At 56.3% G+C, this 15953-nt stretch carries 10 protein-coding genes and 1 pseudogene; 5 read left to right on the forward strand and 6 right to left on the reverse strand.

The features are described 5' to 3' along the window. The first annotated feature begins 1 nt into the window (after position 1). Complete coding sequence (locus AC07XF_RS07190) at positions 2 to 637, forward strand: DsbA family protein (RefSeq protein ID WP_495025963.1); 636 nt, start codon at positions 2 to 4, stop codon at positions 635 to 637. Continuing rightward, entirely contained in the window at positions 630 to 2447 is a 1818-nt protein-coding gene (locus tag AC07XF_RS07195; RefSeq protein WP_495025964.1) for an ABC transporter ATP-binding protein, read from the forward strand. Before AC07XF_RS07190 ends, AC07XF_RS07195 begins: the two co-directional genes overlap by 8 nt. A gap of 66 nt (positions 2448 to 2513) precedes the next feature. Here AC07XF_RS07195 and AC07XF_RS07200 read toward each other — a convergent pair whose 3' ends face one another. Next, a complete protein-coding gene (locus AC07XF_RS07200; RefSeq protein WP_495025965.1) occupies positions 2514 to 7229 on the reverse strand; it encodes a deaminase domain-containing protein in 4716 nt (1571 codons plus the stop codon). A 223-nt stretch (positions 7230 to 7452) separates the two neighbouring features. Between AC07XF_RS07200 and AC07XF_RS07205 the strand changes: the two genes are divergently transcribed. Continuing rightward, complete coding sequence (locus AC07XF_RS07205) at positions 7453 to 9912, forward strand: EAL domain-containing protein (protein ID WP_495025966.1); 2460 nt, start codon at positions 7453 to 7455, stop codon at positions 9910 to 9912. Between the two features lie 78 nt (positions 9913 to 9990). Next, positions 9991 to 10752 (forward strand): iron-containing redox enzyme family protein, encoded by a 762-nt coding sequence (locus tag AC07XF_RS07210; protein ID WP_495025967.1) that lies wholly within the window; start codon positions 9991 to 9993, stop codon positions 10750 to 10752. Between the two features lie 139 nt (positions 10753 to 10891). Here AC07XF_RS07210 and AC07XF_RS07215 read toward each other — a convergent pair whose 3' ends face one another. Next, positions 10892 to 11818, reverse strand: a complete 927-nt coding sequence (locus AC07XF_RS07215) for a GGDEF domain-containing protein (protein ID WP_495025968.1) — start codon at positions 11816 to 11818, stop codon at positions 10892 to 10894. Between the two features lie 376 nt (positions 11819 to 12194). Next, positions 12195 to 12935: a YciK family oxidoreductase gene (locus AC07XF_RS07220; protein ID WP_007999919.1), complete on the reverse strand. Its 741-nt coding sequence runs from the start codon at positions 12933 to 12935 to the stop codon at positions 12195 to 12197. A 55-nt stretch (positions 12936 to 12990) separates the two neighbouring features. Between AC07XF_RS07220 and AC07XF_RS07225 the strand changes: the two are divergent. Continuing rightward, a pseudogene (locus tag AC07XF_RS07225) lies at positions 12991 to 13071 on the forward strand (outer membrane lipoprotein carrier protein LolA); the annotation flags it as partial. A 20-nt stretch (positions 13072 to 13091) separates the two neighbouring features. On the opposite strand, the gene mupP reads toward AC07XF_RS07225, so the two are convergent. The 3 genes from mupP to AC07XF_RS07240 are packed head-to-tail and all read right to left on the reverse strand — an operon-like array spanning position 13092 to position 15859. Then, complete coding sequence (gene mupP / locus AC07XF_RS07230) at positions 13092 to 13763, reverse strand: N-acetylmuramic acid 6-phosphate phosphatase MupP (protein ID WP_108229830.1); 672 nt, start codon at positions 13761 to 13763, stop codon at positions 13092 to 13094. Between the two features lie 4 nt (positions 13764 to 13767). Then, positions 13768 to 14466, reverse strand: a complete 699-nt coding sequence (gene ubiG, locus AC07XF_RS07235; RefSeq protein WP_007985381.1) for a bifunctional 2-polyprenyl-6-hydroxyphenol methylase/3-demethylubiquinol 3-O-methyltransferase UbiG — start codon at positions 14464 to 14466, stop codon at positions 13768 to 13770. Between the two features lie 58 nt (positions 14467 to 14524). After that, positions 14525 to 15859, reverse strand: a complete 1335-nt coding sequence (locus tag AC07XF_RS07240; protein ID WP_495025969.1) for a TRZ/ATZ family hydrolase — start codon at positions 15857 to 15859, stop codon at positions 14525 to 14527. Positions 15860 to 15953 lie beyond the last annotated feature (94 nt).

The raw sequence follows: 15953 nt of genomic DNA on the forward strand, positions 1-15953 counted from the left end.
CATGTCTGCGCGCCTGCTCTATGTGATGGACCCAATGTGTTCCTGGTGCTGGGGGTTTGCCCCGGTGGCCAACGCACTGGTCGAGCAGGCGCAAGCCGCAGGCGTGGAAGTGCACTTGATTGTGGGCGGCTTGCGCACCGGTAGCGGTGCGGCGCTTGAACCGACCACCCGACGCTATATCTTTGAGCATTGGCAAGCGGTCACTGAGGCCACCGGCCAGCCGTTCAAGATCGAAGGCGCGCTGCCCGACGGTTTTGTCTACGACACCGAACCTGCCTGCCGGGCCTTGGTGACGGCGCGCAGCCTGGCGCCGGATTGCGCGTTGAAACTGCTCGGGCTGATTCAGCACGCATTTTATGCCGAAGGCCGTGATGTCACCCAGGCCAGCGTGCTGGTCGAGTTGGCGGAACAGGCCGGTCTGCCGCGCATCGAGTTCGCAGGCGCTTTCGACCGGGCTGATATGCACGCAGCCACCGCCGCCGATTTCACCTGGGTCCAGGACCTGGGCATCGCCGGTTTTCCTACATTGCTCGCTGAACGCAAGGGTCAATTGGCATTGCTGACCAACGGCTATCAGCCTCTGAGCGTGCTGTCCCCGCTGCTCGGCCGCTGGCTGGAGCGTGCTGCCTGTGCCTGACCTGTCCGATGATGTCTCTACCGCTAAACGTGTCGACCGTCTGAGCTGGGCGGAAATCCGTCGCCTGGCCCTGCATCACAAGAAATCCCTGTGGATCGCCAACGGCGTGGCCGTGTTGGCGACCTTGTGCAGCGTGCCGATTCCCTTGCTCCTGCCGTTGCTGGTGGATGAAGTGTTGCTGGGTCACGGTGATGCTGCGCTGAAGATCATGAACCACGCGCTGCCCGAAGAGTGGCAGAAGGCCGCGGGTTATATCGGCCTGATGCTGCTGGTGACCTTGACCCTGCGTTGCACGGCATTGCTGTTCAACGTGGTGCAGGCAAAACTGTTCGCCGGGCTGGCCAAGGACATCGTCTATCGGATTCGTGTGCGGCTGATCGAACGGCTCAAGCGTATTTCCCTGGGTGAATATGAAAGCCTGGGTAGCGGCACGGTGACCACGCACCTGGTGACTGACCTGGACACGCTGGACAAATTCGTCGGCGAAACCCTCAGCCGTTTCCTCGTGGCCATGCTGACCCTGGTCGGCACTGCCGGCATTCTGATGTGGATGCACTGGAAACTGGCATTGCTGATCCTGCTGTTCAACCCGCTGGTGATCTACGCCACGGTGCAGTTGGGCAAGCGTGTCAAGCACCTGAAGAAACTCGAGAACGACAGCACTTCGCGCTTCACCCAGGCGCTGACTGAAACGCTGGATGCGATCCAGGAAGTTCGTGCCGGCAACCGCCAGGGTTTTTTCCTCGGTCGCCTGGGGCAACGCGCCCGGGACGTGCGTGACTATGCGGTGAATTCGCAATGGAAAACCGATGCGTCGAACCGCGCCAGCGGTTTGCTGTTCCAGTTCGGCATCGATATTTTCCGGGCCGCGGCGATGCTCACCGTGCTGTTTTCCGACCTTTCAATCGGCCAGATGCTCGCGGTGTTCAGCTACCTGTGGTTCATGATCGGTCCGGTGGAACAACTGCTGAACCTGCAATATGCCTACTACGCTGCCGGCGGTGCGCTGTCGCGGATCAACGAACTGCTGTCCCGTGACGATGAGCCCGAGTACCCGGGCGGAGTCGATCCGTTCAACGCTCGCGAGACGGTCGGGCTGGAAGTGCAAGGGTTGAGTTTCGGTTACGGTGATGAACTGGTCTTGAACCAGATGAACCTGTCCATCGCCCCCGGCGAAAAGGTCGCGATCGTCGGTGCCAGTGGCGGCGGCAAGAGCACGCTGGTGCAGTTGCTGCTTGGTCTGTACACGCCGCAGGCCGGGACCATCCGTTTCGGCGGTTCGACCCAGCAGGAAATAGGCCTGGAAACCGTGCGGGAAAATGTAGCCGTGGTCCTGCAACACCCGGCGCTGTTCAACGACACCATACGGGCCAACCTGACCATGGGCCGTTTACGCAGTGACGAGGCCTGCTGGCAGGCGCTGGAAATTGCCCAATTGCACGGTACGGTCCGGGATTTGCCCAATGGCCTGGACAGCATCGTCGGGCGCTCCGGTGTGCGTTTGTCCGGCGGTCAGCGCCAACGCCTGGCCATCGCCCGGATGGTGCTGGCCGAACCCAAAGTGGTGATTCTGGACGAGGCCACCTCGGCGCTGGACGCCGCCACCGAATACAACCTGCACCAGGCACTGGCGCGGTTCCTGAGCAATCGCACTACATTGATCATTGCCCACCGACTGTCGGCGGTGAAACAAGCCGACCGGGTGCTGGTGTTCGATGGCGGGCAGATTGCCGAGGATGGCGACCACCAGCGGCTGATCGCCGATGGTGGTTTGTACGCCAAGCTGTATGGGCATTTGCAGCAGCATTGAGCGGGTTGAACTTGGTTTGGATTGCTCAAAGAGCTGCCGATGCTGCTGGATTCGTCGCCGAGGTTGTCAGGATTGTGCTTTGCGTCCATTAGGGCGCTTGCCCCATATCACGTTGAGCGCATCGACCCCATGGTCATAATTGAACCCTTTCAGAATGATTGAGCACGAGTCGCACGGCGGCAGGGTAGTGACAACGTTGATCGATTTGATGTCACCCGTGTTTGGGTATTTATCACTGATGAAACCGATCAATTTACTTTCGCTATCTACTGATGTTGCCCAATTGATAACGTCGGGTCGGGCTGGGTCGTTAATTGGGTGAGGGATCGATAGCAATACCTCGCTACTCGATAGTTTTAAGGATTCAGGATTTATCGGCTCCCTCAACTTGTCGATGTTGAAATAGACCGAGTCATCGAACTCAACTACTCCCGTCTTTCCCTTGGACTTGAACAGGGGGAGGTGTTTGGTGTTGTCTCCAGCTCCAGAAACGCTGACGTAAATTTCATTTTTTCCTGCAGCGGTTTTGACTTCGGCAAAAGCGATATTACGCAGCCTCTGCTGATTGAATGGAAGGAGCTTTTGTAGATCCTCCATTGCTTTGTCAATCTTTGTGCTGTTGGATACCTCACTTGTGGCCCTTAAAAAAAGGGCGTCGAATCTATTCGCAACACTTTGCTGTAATTCGGGGGGCGTCATAGTGCTTCTGGTCCATAGATCGGCGCCATCTGAAAGTGTCGCGGCAGTGGCCCTTGTTGGGCCATCAAGCAGTAGTGATGATGCCGAATAAGCTGTCACCTTCACCCACTTCAATTCATCGAGAGGGTTCGCCGGTGCTCCAATATTTACCGCGAATTCATCGAGTTTATCCAGCGCCTGATGGACCTTATCTCTTCCATGAATGCGCACCATGTTGTTCGCATTCAAAGACCCTGTGTATATGCGTCGTAGCTCTTTTTCGACCGTATCTTCCAAAAAACGTTGTTCGGGCACCTTGTTCATTTGCAACGTCCCCTGGACGCTCTCGCTGGCTGAAAATTTGACCATGTAGTAATCATCCATATGCAGCCTGGCGAAAACATACCGATGGCTTTCGTCCTTGGAATAAACGACGAGCGCGCCGACTTCATGCACATCATCGATTTTTTCGGCGCTACCGGTCACTTTCAAGCCTCCATAGATTCCGTCCTGAAATTCGAGGTGGGCGTTGATGGTGTTCTTGGGAATAGGCGTTTTTTGCTGAAGGCCGATCCATTGAGGCCTGCCCTTGTAAGGAATGAGTTTGCCACCTGTGAGTTCGTAAATTTTTCCTTCAAACGCCAGTAGTTGACGGGATTGAGTTGATGTCGGTTGAGAGGGTGTGAATCTGCCGTCCCCGAACCACGGAGCCCAACTATCCTCAAAATCCATAAAAGTGCCTTCGGCGGGGCGTTCAGCAGGAAAGTTGGTAATGACGTACTTGGTTTTGCAGATTTCTCCAGGGGCTCTGCGAGAACGACAAGGTACAGTTTTGAGACTCTTGCTTGCATCGAGGCTGTCGACGCGCCACAAAGCATTTTCATGATTTCGGTATGGCACCTTGTCGATGAACACAGTTGTTCTACCATCAACCTCTAATGTCTTTCTCACATGAACTGTTCCGGCAATTACATACAACTCCTCGTTATCCGCGATGCCTATGCGCTGATATGTCGAAGGGCCCATTGATATGTCATGCGCGGACAAACGCGGTCCGAAAGGTTTGCCTGAAACGGGATCTACTGCATGGAAGGCCGGCGATGCAATGGAGCCGGTATTGCGTACAGGCACATCTTCAAGGCCTTTGACTGAAGCCAGTCGATCACCGGTCGACAACGGCTTCCAGCGCCGCGTATCGTCGATTTGTGGCAGGCTCTGAGCAAATTCGTAGTGGCCGGCCTTGCCCGCCATGGCTTTGATCCTGAAAATACCGGATCTGCCCAGTTTTACCCCTCGGGATCCCAGCGTCTTGAGCAGCGAGCCGACTCCATCAACCGGATTCAATGCCTGCAGGGCCAAGATCGACACCTCTTTAGTCAGTGAAGCAAATACCGTGAGTCTGGCGATTACCGTCAGGCGGCTTGCATTGCTAAGCAGTTTTAACGAACCGGAGGCCAGTTTGCCGATGGGCAAAGCAAATGAAGCCAGGTCCAGCGACAGGCCAAATGCACCGTTCACCTTACGCTCTGTATCATCGGAGTTAATGTCTTCGATAGACTTCCAGAACGGTACGAGACTCTTGGCGAAATTTGCGAAGCTTTCCTGAGAGGCCCTGTCGCGGTCAAACAGTGTCTGGCCATAAGCGGCCTCGTGAAGTGCTTTCGGATCAACGAACAACAGTTCGGTTGCGATGAAGTGACTGATTTCCTGGCCGCGTTTTGAGTTTATCGTCAGGGCTACATCGTCGGCATTCTCCAAAGTGCTGACAGGAGGCATGAACGTGTGGCCCAATTGTTCGATGATGGCCTCGCACTGCGCTGCGCTCAGAGGTTTACTGCCTGTTGAGTGAGCTTTCCAGTCAAAGGGTAGTGTCTTATGGCACAAGACTTCGACGTGGTAGGGATTCATACCTATGTGCCAGGTCTCTGTCTTGAGCAGACCGCCAAATAACTTCGTGTCCAGATTGTTGATGCGACGTATAATTCCGGCTCTTGGCAGCAGTTCGAATGTGCTGGTAACACCATTGTATATAGTCACCAACAGCAGGCCGTTACGGGCGCGGAGCAGTAATGTTTTTTCAGGTGTTTCGTGCTTGGCTTCTACTTTATACGTTTCCTTTCTCAAGGTGTATATCTTGAGCGTTCCCAATTCCAGCGCCTGACGGTCAGGGAGCGTCAGTGACGACAGCAAGCTTTTTATCAGGGTTTCATAAGCGCCAGTCAGCGCCGTTTTGTAGTCGTTGAATTCGTTTTTAAAAAGTTCTTTGGCATTGCAAACGGTATTGTATTTTTTGCCAGATGAATCGTCTCCAATATGCAGTTTTCTGTCTTCGTCCAGCCAAATATAAAAATTAACGGTTGTACTGTTTTTTTTGATAACTGCCCACGGCTTTTTGCTGTCAAAGTTATCGTCGGCAACGACATCAACGACTGAATATCTTTTCGCCAAGTTGATGTATCGAGCAGGCTCCACCAGTTCATGGTCACTCCAGTAGGAATCGATTATGGAACCGTCTTCAGCCATCTTGGGGAAATCATTGCCGACAACGGATTTTGCTATGGACAGGCGTTTGGGTGCCTCCTTGTCGAGTTTGTTGATCGCGTCGTTCAATGCGTTGGTGTACGTATCCAATTCTGATATTGCTAGCTCAATTTCGGTCTGTGTGTATTCCTCATGTTGTTTTTGAGGAATTACCCTCTGGGTTACTGCCCATTCCATTGTCGGCAGCAGTCTTGCGAGAGCTATAGCGGGCAGTTGCTCTTCTTTCGCGTCCTTGCTTATTTTTAAAGGCATATTGACCAACTGCTGGAAGGTTTTTCTGTACAGCGCCTTGGAGTCGGTAAGGTTTATAAAATTTACGCCGTTCACAAAATTCACCCAGACGACGGAGCTCCTGTATGGCAGCTCTGGCGGAATGTCGCTGATGCGGAACTCGGTTGGGAACTCGCAGAGGTACAGCCTCGCCATGACAATGGCTTCTTCTTTTGAGAAGGCCCGTTTCGATGTGAGTAAATGATCTATGAAATCCATCCATATATCGCTGTAACTTTTTCCCCAGTTTAAGTTTGATTCCAGGTCATAACCGGCGATCCTGTCGGGGTATACAATAAATTTCGATTTGAACCAGATTCGCAGGGCTTGGGCTACCACTTTGGTGCGTATATAAGACGAGGTTTCTTCACCCGTTTTTCCTCCGTACCAATCTATCGTCGTCAGTAAGACGGTTCCCAGTTTTTCGGCTTCCGGACTTTGCAGGATTTTTTGAAGAAAAACGGTTGGCTGGGCACCCACCTTTTCAGGTATGGCTGATGTCAGAATGTCGTTGGCCAAATGGGTCAGCGGGGATGTAATCCCATCAGGTAGAAACGATTGGATGACTCTTTGGATTTCGCCTGTAATGAACTGCCCATGCAATTCATCACTGGAATCGGTTGTCAGGACACCTTGAAACGAAACCTGTCGATCTTCATTCGTAAGAATGGGTTTGAGGTCCAATATGTTGAAATCGTCCTCGAGTCCCAATTGAAAACTAGCGACCTTTTCTTCAAGGGTGTCGATGGCAGCTTGATGTTTAGCGGAGTTGGCCAGATCCCATGGGTGCAACCCGTAAAACGTGGCAAATCTGGGTGCCGGGATCAAGCGGTCATAGCGAATTTGTCCACCCAGCAAAGTGGCAGCCTGTTCGATCCGGGTTCGAAGTGCTTTCCAGTTGTCGTTTCCTGTCAGATTCAGTTCGGTCTTGTTTGCACCTTCACGATCTGATGTCTCATAAACAAAGGCGCCTTCATTCAAGGTGACGATCAGATGATGCGGGGAGACGTTGTTTTTTTGGCACAATTCAACGTAGTCGGGATCCACAAGCAGCTGCTGTAACGCTTCCTGGCCAGTTTCGTTTTCATGATCCATGGGTGAAAAAAATCGTGGCCTGAGTAGCATTTGGGAAAAACGAGATACTGAACCCTCCACATCCCGTAAAACCGTTAGCAACAGTTTATAGTCTTGGAGTTGACCCTGATGGACCTGAGCGGTGGTCGGGGATGAAGTGCCTGAGGCGTCTGAAGTGCTAATTGAAATGCCTGGGGCGTCTGAAGTGAGTGTTTGCATGATGCGGCTTCTCTTGTCTTGTTTCGGTTGGTTCCCTGCGGTTCAGCAGGGCGATCACTACCGATTACAACGACCTGGAAGGGGGTTCGTGCGGTATATAGATATTGCGAGGGGGGCTACGGGTGTTTTTTGCTCATCACTTGCCGGGACTTGGAACGCACCCTAGTCTAGCTGTAGCGATCACGTTGGATGATGATCAAGTAGTGCTAAAGCAAGGGATCTCATGAATCAAACGCGGACTCTCGGAACGCCACGGTTGTTAGGCATTGTCTGGCCTTTCATCGCCGTCGTGTTATTTCAGGCCCTGTTGGGGGGCGTCAGTCTTTACGTGCTGTCAGCGGTCCGTGGCTATGTCGCCGGTGAAAGCCTGTGGTCCAAGGGCCAGAAAGACGCCATCTATTACCTCAACCTTTACGCCGACAGCGGCGACGAAGCGATTTTTCATAAATACCAGAACGCCATTTCCGTGCCTCAGGGCGGGCATGAGTTGCGTGTGGCGCTGGATCATCAGCCGCCGAATATCGAGGCCGCACGCGTGGCGATCCTCAAGGGCGGCAACCATCCTGACGACGTGTCCAGCCTGATCTGGCTGTATCTCAATTTCCGTCATTTCAGCTACCTCGAAAAAGCCATCGATCGCTGGACAGTGGGTGATGCCTACCTGGTCCAACTCGATGCCGTTGCGCGGGACATGCATCAGCACATCGCCGCCGGCCCGGCCTCCGGTGCGGATGTACAGCGCTGGAAGGAGCAGATTTTCGCCATCAATGACGGCGTGACGCCGGCGGCGAAGGCGTTCAGCGATGCCTTGGGTGAAGGTTCGCGGGTGATTCTGCGTTTGTTGCTGATGACGAATCTGGCCACCGCCCTGGGCTTGATTGCATTGGCCTTGATGCGCACCCATAAACTGCTCAAGCAGCGTCATGCCTTCGCCGATGCGCTGCAACTGGAGAAAGAACGGGCGCAGATCACCCTGCAATCGATTGGCGATGGAGTGATCACCACGGATGTTTCAGGTGCGATTGCCTACATGAATCCGGCGGCCGAGGCGTTGACCCACTGGAAGGCCGAGCAGGCAACGGGGTTGCCGCTGGCGGCGCTGTTCAACCTGCTGGACGAAAATGCCCAGACCGATGGTTTCACCCTGATCGAACATATTCTGAGCGGCCAGCTCAGTGGCGGCAGTGAGCATTCCAAGCTGATTCAACGCCTGGACGGCAGCACTGTATCGGTCACGCTGGTGGGAGCGCCGATCCGCAATGCCGGCAAAGTCAGCGGGACGGTGCTGGTGCTGCATGACATGACCCAGGAGCGGCAATACATCGCCAATCTGTCGTGGCAGGCGACCCACGACGCCTTGACCGGGCTTGCCAACCGCCGCGAGTTCGAATATCGCCTGGAACAGGCGCTGCACAACCTGACCCGCTACTCGGGTCGCCATGCCCTGATGTTCCTCGATCTGGATCAGTTCAAACTGGTCAACGATACCTGCGGCCACGCGGCGGGCGATGAACTGTTGCGGCATATCTGTGCGCTGTTGCAATCCGGGCTGCGCGAAGGCGATACCCTGGCGCGCCTTGGTGGCGACGAGTTCGGCATCCTGCTGGAAAACTGCGCACCGGAAGCGGCGGAGAAAATTGCCGAGGGCCTGCGCCAGACCGTGCAGAATCTGCATTTTGTCTGGAAGGGTCGGCCTTTCGTGACCACTGTCAGTATCGGGCTGGTGCATGTTGCGCAGAATCCGACGACGCTCGAAACCTCTCTGCGTGCTGCCGACATGGCCTGCTATATGGCCAAGGAAAAGGGCCGCAATCGGGTTCAGGTCTATCACCCCGATGATTCGGAGTTGTCCCTGCGGTTCGGCGAAATGGCGTGGGTGCAGCGCTTGCACATGGCACTGGAAGAAGACCGCTTCTGCCTGTACGCCCAGGAAATTGTGCCCCTCGGTCAGACCGAAGACGATGGCGGGCATATCGAAATCCTGTTGCGCCTGCATGATGAAGCCGGACGCATGATCCTGCCTGACAGTTTCATTCCCGCCGCCGAGCGTTATGGCCTGATGAGTTCGCTCGACCGCTGGGTCGTGCAGAACGTGTTCAAGGTCATTGCACAGTGCCGCACAGAGCGGCGACCCGGGCCGCTGGCCATGTGTGCGATAAATCTGTCAGGCACAACGATCGGAGATGAGGCGTTCCTGGACTTTCTGCGTGAACAATTTGTGACGTACGCGATTCCGCCTGAAATGATTTGTTTTGAAATTACTGAAACCAGTGCCATTTCAAATCTTGGCAGTGCTATCCGATTCATCAATGAACTCAAAGGCTTAGGTTGTCATTTTTCGCTCGACGACTTTTGCGCCGGAATGTCCTCATTCGCGTATCTGAAACATTTGCCTGTAGACTTCCTGAAGATCGACGGGAGTTTCGTAAAGGATATGCTGGACGACCCGATTAACCGCGCCATGGTCGAAGTGATCAATCACATCGGTCATGTCATGGGTAAGCGTACGATTGCCGAGTTTGTCGAGACACCCCAGATCGAGCAGGCATTGCTGGAAATCGGGGTGGATTACGCTCAAGGGTATGTCATAGAACGCCCGCATCTGTTTACCTGCGACAGCCTGCAAAGTCGTCCTGCCAGGCCACAGCCTTTGTTGTTCAAGGCCCCTGGCACATTCCGTTGAAGTCTCTTGCCGATCCGGAAAATCACAATCAAAAGGAGCTCGACAGTGATCGACACATTCAACAGAACCGGACCCCTCATGGAAGCTGCAAGTTATCCCGCCTGGGCACAGCGCCTGATCCAGGATTGCAGCGAGAGCAAGCGCCGGGTTGTCGAACACGAACTGTACCAGCGCATGAGAGACAACAAGCTCAGTGCGAAAACCATGCGCCAGTACCTGATCGGTGGCTGGCCAGTGGTCGAACAGTTCGCGTTGTACATGGCACAAAACCTGACCAAGACCCGCTTTGCCCGCCACCCCGGCGAAGACATGGCGCGGCGCTGGCTGATGCGCAATATTCGCGTCGAACTGAATCACGCCGATTACTGGGTGCACTGGAGCCGTGCTCACGGTGTCAGCCTGGAAGATCTGCAGGCGCAACAGGTTGCCCCTGAACTTCATGCCTTGAGCCATTGGTGCTGGCAAACCAGTTCGGCAGACTCGCTGATCATTGCAATCGCCGCCACCAACTACGCCATTGAGGGCGCCACCGGTGAATGGTCGGCGCTGGTTTGTTCCAATGGTATCTACGCGGCATCCTTCCCCGAAGAAGACCGCAAGCGCGCGATGAAGTGGCTGAAGATGCATGCCCAATACGACGATGCCCATCCATGGGAAGCCCTGGAAATCATCTGCGCATTGGCGGGCACCAATCCGGGCAAATCCCTGCAGGTGGAGCTGCGTCAGGCCGTTTGCAAGAGCTACGACTACATGTACCTGTTTCTCGAACGGTGCATGCAACTGGAGCACGCAGAGAGAGCACCGGTCGCTCGTGAGCGGCTGGCACTGGCCGAAGGCTGATACAGCCATCACGCAATAAAAAAACTGTGGGAGCGGGCTTGCTCGCGAAAGCGGAGTGTCATTCAGCTCAGATGTCAGCTGATACGCCGCCTTCGCGAGCAAGCCCGCTCCCACATTGGTTTGTGTTGTGGCTGAAAAATCAGCCCGCCATCTTCAGCCGGTTACGTCCTTCGCGCTTGGCCACATACAAAGCGCTGTCTGCCCGTCGCAACAGGCTTTCGGCAGACTCGCCGGGCAACAGGGTCGAACAACCGAGGCTGACCGTCAGCGCGATTGTATGATCATCGGCCAGGTACTCTTCAGACTGCGCTGCAAACCGCAGCCGCTCACCGACCATGGCCGCGGCCTCGCGGCTGGTGTTCGACAGCAGGATCAGGAATTCTTCTCCGCCATAGCGGAACACCATGTCCACATTGCGCAGCTGGTTTTTGATCGAAGCAGCGACCGCCTTGAGCACGTCATCGCCAGTGCTGTGGCCATGGGTATCATTGACTTGCTTGAAGTGATCGATGTCCAGCATCAGCACTGATAACGGTTGCAGATGGCGCCGGGACAGCTCGATTTCCCTTTGCAGTGTTTGGTCCATGGCGATGCGGTTACCGGCGCCCGTCAGGGGGTCGCGCAGTGCGCTTTGGGTGGCGGTACGGTAAAGCAGCGCGTTGCGCATCGGGAAAAGCAGCGCGGCCAGCAGTGATTCGAGATGGCCTTGTTCCTGTTCGCTGAAACGCTGATTGCGACGGAAAACCAGCTCACCCAGGTGTTCGCCTTCATGGCTGAGGCTGTAACTGATTGAATGGTGGCCGCGCTGGCCGAACTCCAGGCGCAGGTCACTGCTCTTGTGCTGGTAGCTCAGGGCATCCAACGGCACCAACCGCTGAATTTCGCGATAGAACGTCCCGAGAATGCGTTGTGGCTCAAGACTGGTTTGCAGCTGCAGGCTCAGTTGCTGGCGCAATTGCGCAAGGCTGACGGGTCTTTCCAGAAGGGGCGGCTGCTGACCAAAGCCCAGGCGCTGCAATTTGGCGCTATCGAAGTCAATTGCGTTGGTCTGGGAAGGTGGTTTCATAAGGCGTGCGCCCCTAAGCAGTAAGGCTGTCTTACAAGCAGGGTGAGAGCGGCTTAGGGCTGCGCGTCGTACTGGTCCGTCAGTCCCGTAGGACATTTCGTACAAGTTTAATCTGCTTTGTAGAAGATGAGTAACTTCCGCACTCATGCTTCACCCCGTCTGCTTTCACGTTGCGTGTTTGAGCAAACTTAGAGCGAAAGTCGTGCCATTCGGTTCATCCGAATAAAATCCAAGCTAAATCAATTGGTTGAGATTCATTTGCTACACGTGTAGCGCTGCATGTGACGTTTGTTTGACAGGTGTCTGGCTCGAATGCGAGAGCCTTCGAGTGCCGCGTCGGGAAGCCGGCGCGGCACAAAAAAGCGACGCACGGTCGTTACTGGGCGTTGAACGCCTGGCCGTTGATACCGGTGCTGTCCGGGCCCATCAGGTAAAGGTAGACCGGCATGATCTCCTCGGGCGTCGGGTTGTTCAGCGGATTTTCACCCGGGTAAGCCTGGGCGCGCATGCTGGTGCGAGTTGCGCCCGGGTTGATGCTGTTGGAGCGTACCGGGGCCACGGTATCGACTTCGTCAGCCAGGGTTTGCATCAGGCCTTCGGTGGCGAATTTGGAGACACCGTAAGCCCCCCAATACGCACGTCCCTTGCGGCCGACGCTGCTGGAGGTGAACACCACCGAGGCATCCTGCGACAGCTTGAGCAGCGGCAGCAGTGTGCTGGTGAGCATGAACATGGCATTGACGTTGACTTGCATGACCCGCATGAAGTTTTCGCCGGAGAGCTGCTCGATCGGCGTGCGCGGGCCGATGATCGATGCATTGTGCAGCAGGCCGTCGAGATGCCCGAATTCGCTCTCGATCATTGCGGCCAGCTCATCGTACTGATGGGGCAGGGCGGTTTCGAGGTTGAACGGGATGACCGCCGGTTGTGGATGGCCGGCGGCTTCGATTTCATCGTAAACCTGGGTCAGGTTGGCTTCGGTCTTGCCCAGCAATAGTACGGTTGCGCCGTGGGCCGCGTAGGTTTTGGCCGCGGCGGCGCCGATGCCGCGTCCTGCGCCGGTGACCAGAATGACCCGATCCTTGAGCAGTTCGGGGCGGGCGGAATAATCAAACATAAAAAACCTCAACAAATCAGAACGAGCGAACCTTGTGGGAGCGAGCTTGCTCGCGATGGTCGTCAACGATTACGCGACGAGCCTGGCACCCCGCGGCGCTCTCAGGTTTTTCGCGAGCAAGCTCGCTCCTACAGTGGTCGAGCTCAGTAAAGAGATTCAGCAGCTGCAAAGCGCGCTATCGAGCACTTTGCGCAACTCCAGCGGATGATCGACCACCACGTCCGCACCCCAGTGACGCGGGTTGTCGTCCGGGTGGATATAGCCGAAGGTCACCGCAGCCGTCTTGGTGCCGGCATCACGGCCCGACTCGATGTCGCGCAAGTCGTCACCTACGAACAGAACGCTGGCCGGGTCCAGGTCGAGCATCTTGCAGGCCAGGATCAATGGCTCCGGATCCGGTTTGCTGTTCTTCACGTGATCCGGGCAGATCAGCAGCGCCGAACGTTCGGCCAGCCCCAGCTGTTGCATGATCGGTTCGGCGAAACGCAATGGTTTGTTGGTGACCACACCCCAGATCAGGTTGGCTTTTTCGATGTCGGCGAGCAATTCAGCCATGCCGTCGAACAGCTTGCTGTGAACGGCGCAACCCACGAGGTAGCGCTCCAGGAACTCCAGGCGCAACGCTTCGAAACCCGGCGATTCCGGGTCCATGGCGAAGGTCACTGCGACCATAGCCCTGGCGCCACCGGAAATCTCGTCGCGAATGTGCTTGTCGTTCATCGGTGGCAAGCCGCGGTCGGCACGCATCGCCTGACAGATCGCAATGAAGTCCGGCGCGGTGTCGAGCAGGGTGCCGTCCATGTCGAAAAGAACTGCTCTGATTGGCATCGGCTTACTCCTCGCGCAGGGTCTGGATCATGTAGTTGACGTCCACGTCGGCGGCCAGCTTGTAGTGCTTGGTCAGCGGGTTGTAGGTCAGGCCGATGATGTCCTTGACGGTCAGGCCGGCCATGCGGCTCCATGCGCCGAGCTCGGAAGGGCGGATGAATTTCTTGAAGTCGTGGGTGCCGCGCGGCAGCAACTTCATGATGTATTCGGCGCCGACGATGGCGAACAGGTACGCCTTCGGGTTGCGGTTGATGGTCGAGAAGAACACCTGGCCGCCGGGTTTGACCATGCGGAAGCAGGCGCGGATCACCGAAGACGGGTCCGGCACGTGCTCAAGCATTTCCAGGCAGGTGACCACGTCGAACTGCTCGGGCATTTCCTCGGCCAGGGCTTCGGCGGTGATCTGCCGGTATTCGACGTTGACGCCCGACTCCAGCTGATGCAACTGGGCAACCGCCAGCGGCGCTTCGCCCATGTCGATACCCATTACGGTCGCGCCGCGCTGGGCCATGGCTTCGCTGAGGATGCCGCCGCCGCAACCAACGTCGAGGACCTTTTTGCCGGCCAGGTTGACCCGTTCGTCAATCCAGTTGACTCGCAGCGGGTTGATGTCGTGCAGCGGTTTGAATTCGCTTTCGCGGTCCCACCAGCGATGGGCCAGGGCCTCGAATTTGGCGATTTCGGCGTAGTCGACGTTGCTCATGGTTTAAGTCCTCTAAAACTTGAAAAATCCTGTTGCCCCGGATTGCGTTCCGGGGTGCTTACGATTCGGTACGGCCGCTGATGCGCTGGCCCCAGGCCCTCGCGACAGTGCCAAGCTGTTGTTCATCCAGGCGTGTCAGGCGACGGTCGTCGAGCAGTTGCTTGCCGGCAACCCAAAGGTGTTTCACGCAGTCCCGGCCGGTGGCGTATATAAGCTGCGAAACCGGGTCATAGACCGGTTGCTGGGCCAGGCCGGAGAGGTCGAAAGCCACCATGTCCGCCGCTTTGCCGATTTCCAGCGAGCCGGTTTCGGCTTCGATACCCAAGGCCCGGGCGCCGTTGAGGGTGGCCATGCGCAAGGCGCGATGGGCATCCAGCGCGGTGGCCGAGCCGGCGACAGCCTTGGCCAGCAAGGCCGCAGTGCGGGTTTCTCCGAGCAGGTCCAGGTCATTGTTGCTCGCGGCGCCATCGGTGCCGACCGCGACATTGACCCCGGCCTCCCACAAGCGCTCGACCGGGCAGAACCCGCTGGCCAGCTTCAGGTTTGACTCCGGGCAATGAATCACATTGCTGTTACTTTCTACCAGCAGTGCCAGGTCTTCATCGCTGATCTGGGTCATGTGAACCGCCTGGAAGCGCGGCCCCAGCAAGCCCAGGCGAGCCAGTCGGGCCAGCGGTCGTTCGCCACGCTGCTCGACCGATTGCTGCACCTCGAACGCCGTTTCATGCACGTGCATGTGGATCGATGCGTCCAGTTCTTCGGCAATCACCCGGATTTTTTCCAGGTTTTCGTCGCCTACGGTGTAGGGTGCATGGGGGCCGAAGGTGATTTTGATGCGCTCGTGGTGCTTGAGATCGCCAAACAGCTCGACGCCCTGACGAATGGCTTCGTCCGCCGTAGCGGCGCCCGGAATCGGGAAATCGAGGATTGGAATCGCGATTTGCGCGCGAATGCCGCTGTTGTGCACGCGCTCACTGGCAACCTTCGGGAAGAAGTACATGTCAGAGAAACAGGTGATGCCGCCTTTGATTTGCTCGGCGATCGCAAGGTCGGTGCCGTCGCGCACGAAGTTCTCGTCGACCCACTTGGCTTCGGCGGGCCAGATGTGGTTTTCCAGCCAGGTCATCAATGGCAGGTCATCGGCCAGGCCACGGAACAGCGTCATCGCCGCGTGCCCGTGGGCATTGATCAGGCCCGGGCTGAGCAACGTGTCGGGCAATTCGCGGATTTCGGTTGCGTTAAGCTTCAGTGCGGCAGAACGTGGGCCGATAAACACGATGCGTCCATCACGGATGCCCACGCCATGTTCTTTGAGGACAACACCAGCGGGTTCGACGGGTACCAGCCAGGTCGGCAGCAACAACAGGTCGAGCGCAGCGGCAGTGTTCGGCATCGAGGGTCGGTTCCAGTGCTTTTGTAAAGGATGGCGAAGTATACCCGAGCGTCTTCGCGGGGGGATCGCTATAATCGGCGGCTTTTGTTCATGA

It is taken from the genome of Pseudomonas sp. GW821-FHT01C01 (genome assembly GCF_059422645.1).

Excerpts from the sequence above, each read along its gene's own strand:
- AC07XF_RS07190 (WP_495025963.1), top strand. The coding sequence starts at position 2 with ATGTCTGCGCGCCTGCTCTATGTGATGGACCCAATGTGTTCCTGGTGC.
- AC07XF_RS07200 (WP_495025965.1), bottom strand. The coding sequence starts at position 7,229 with ATGCAAACACTCACTTCAGACGCCCCAGGCATTTCAATTAGCACTTCA.
- AC07XF_RS07205 (WP_495025966.1), top strand. The coding sequence starts at position 7,453 with ATGAATCAAACGCGGACTCTCGGAACGCCACGGTTGTTAGGCATTGTC.
- AC07XF_RS07210 (WP_495025967.1), top strand. The coding sequence starts at position 9,991 with ATGGAAGCTGCAAGTTATCCCGCCTGGGCACAGCGCCTGATCCAGGAT.
- AC07XF_RS07215 (WP_495025968.1), bottom strand. The coding sequence starts at position 11,818 with ATGAAACCACCTTCCCAGACCAACGCAATTGACTTCGATAGCGCCAAA.
- AC07XF_RS07220 (WP_007999919.1), bottom strand. The coding sequence starts at position 12,935 with ATGTTTGATTATTCCGCCCGCCCCGAACTGCTCAAGGATCGGGTCATT.
- mupP (WP_108229830.1), bottom strand. The coding sequence starts at position 13,763 with ATGCCAATCAGAGCAGTTCTTTTCGACATGGACGGCACCCTGCTCGAC.
- ubiG (WP_007985381.1), bottom strand. The coding sequence starts at position 14,466 with ATGAGCAACGTCGACTACGCCGAAATCGCCAAATTCGAGGCCCTGGCC.
- AC07XF_RS07240 (WP_495025969.1), bottom strand. The coding sequence starts at position 15,859 with ATGCCGAACACTGCCGCTGCGCTCGACCTGTTGTTGCTGCCGACCTGG.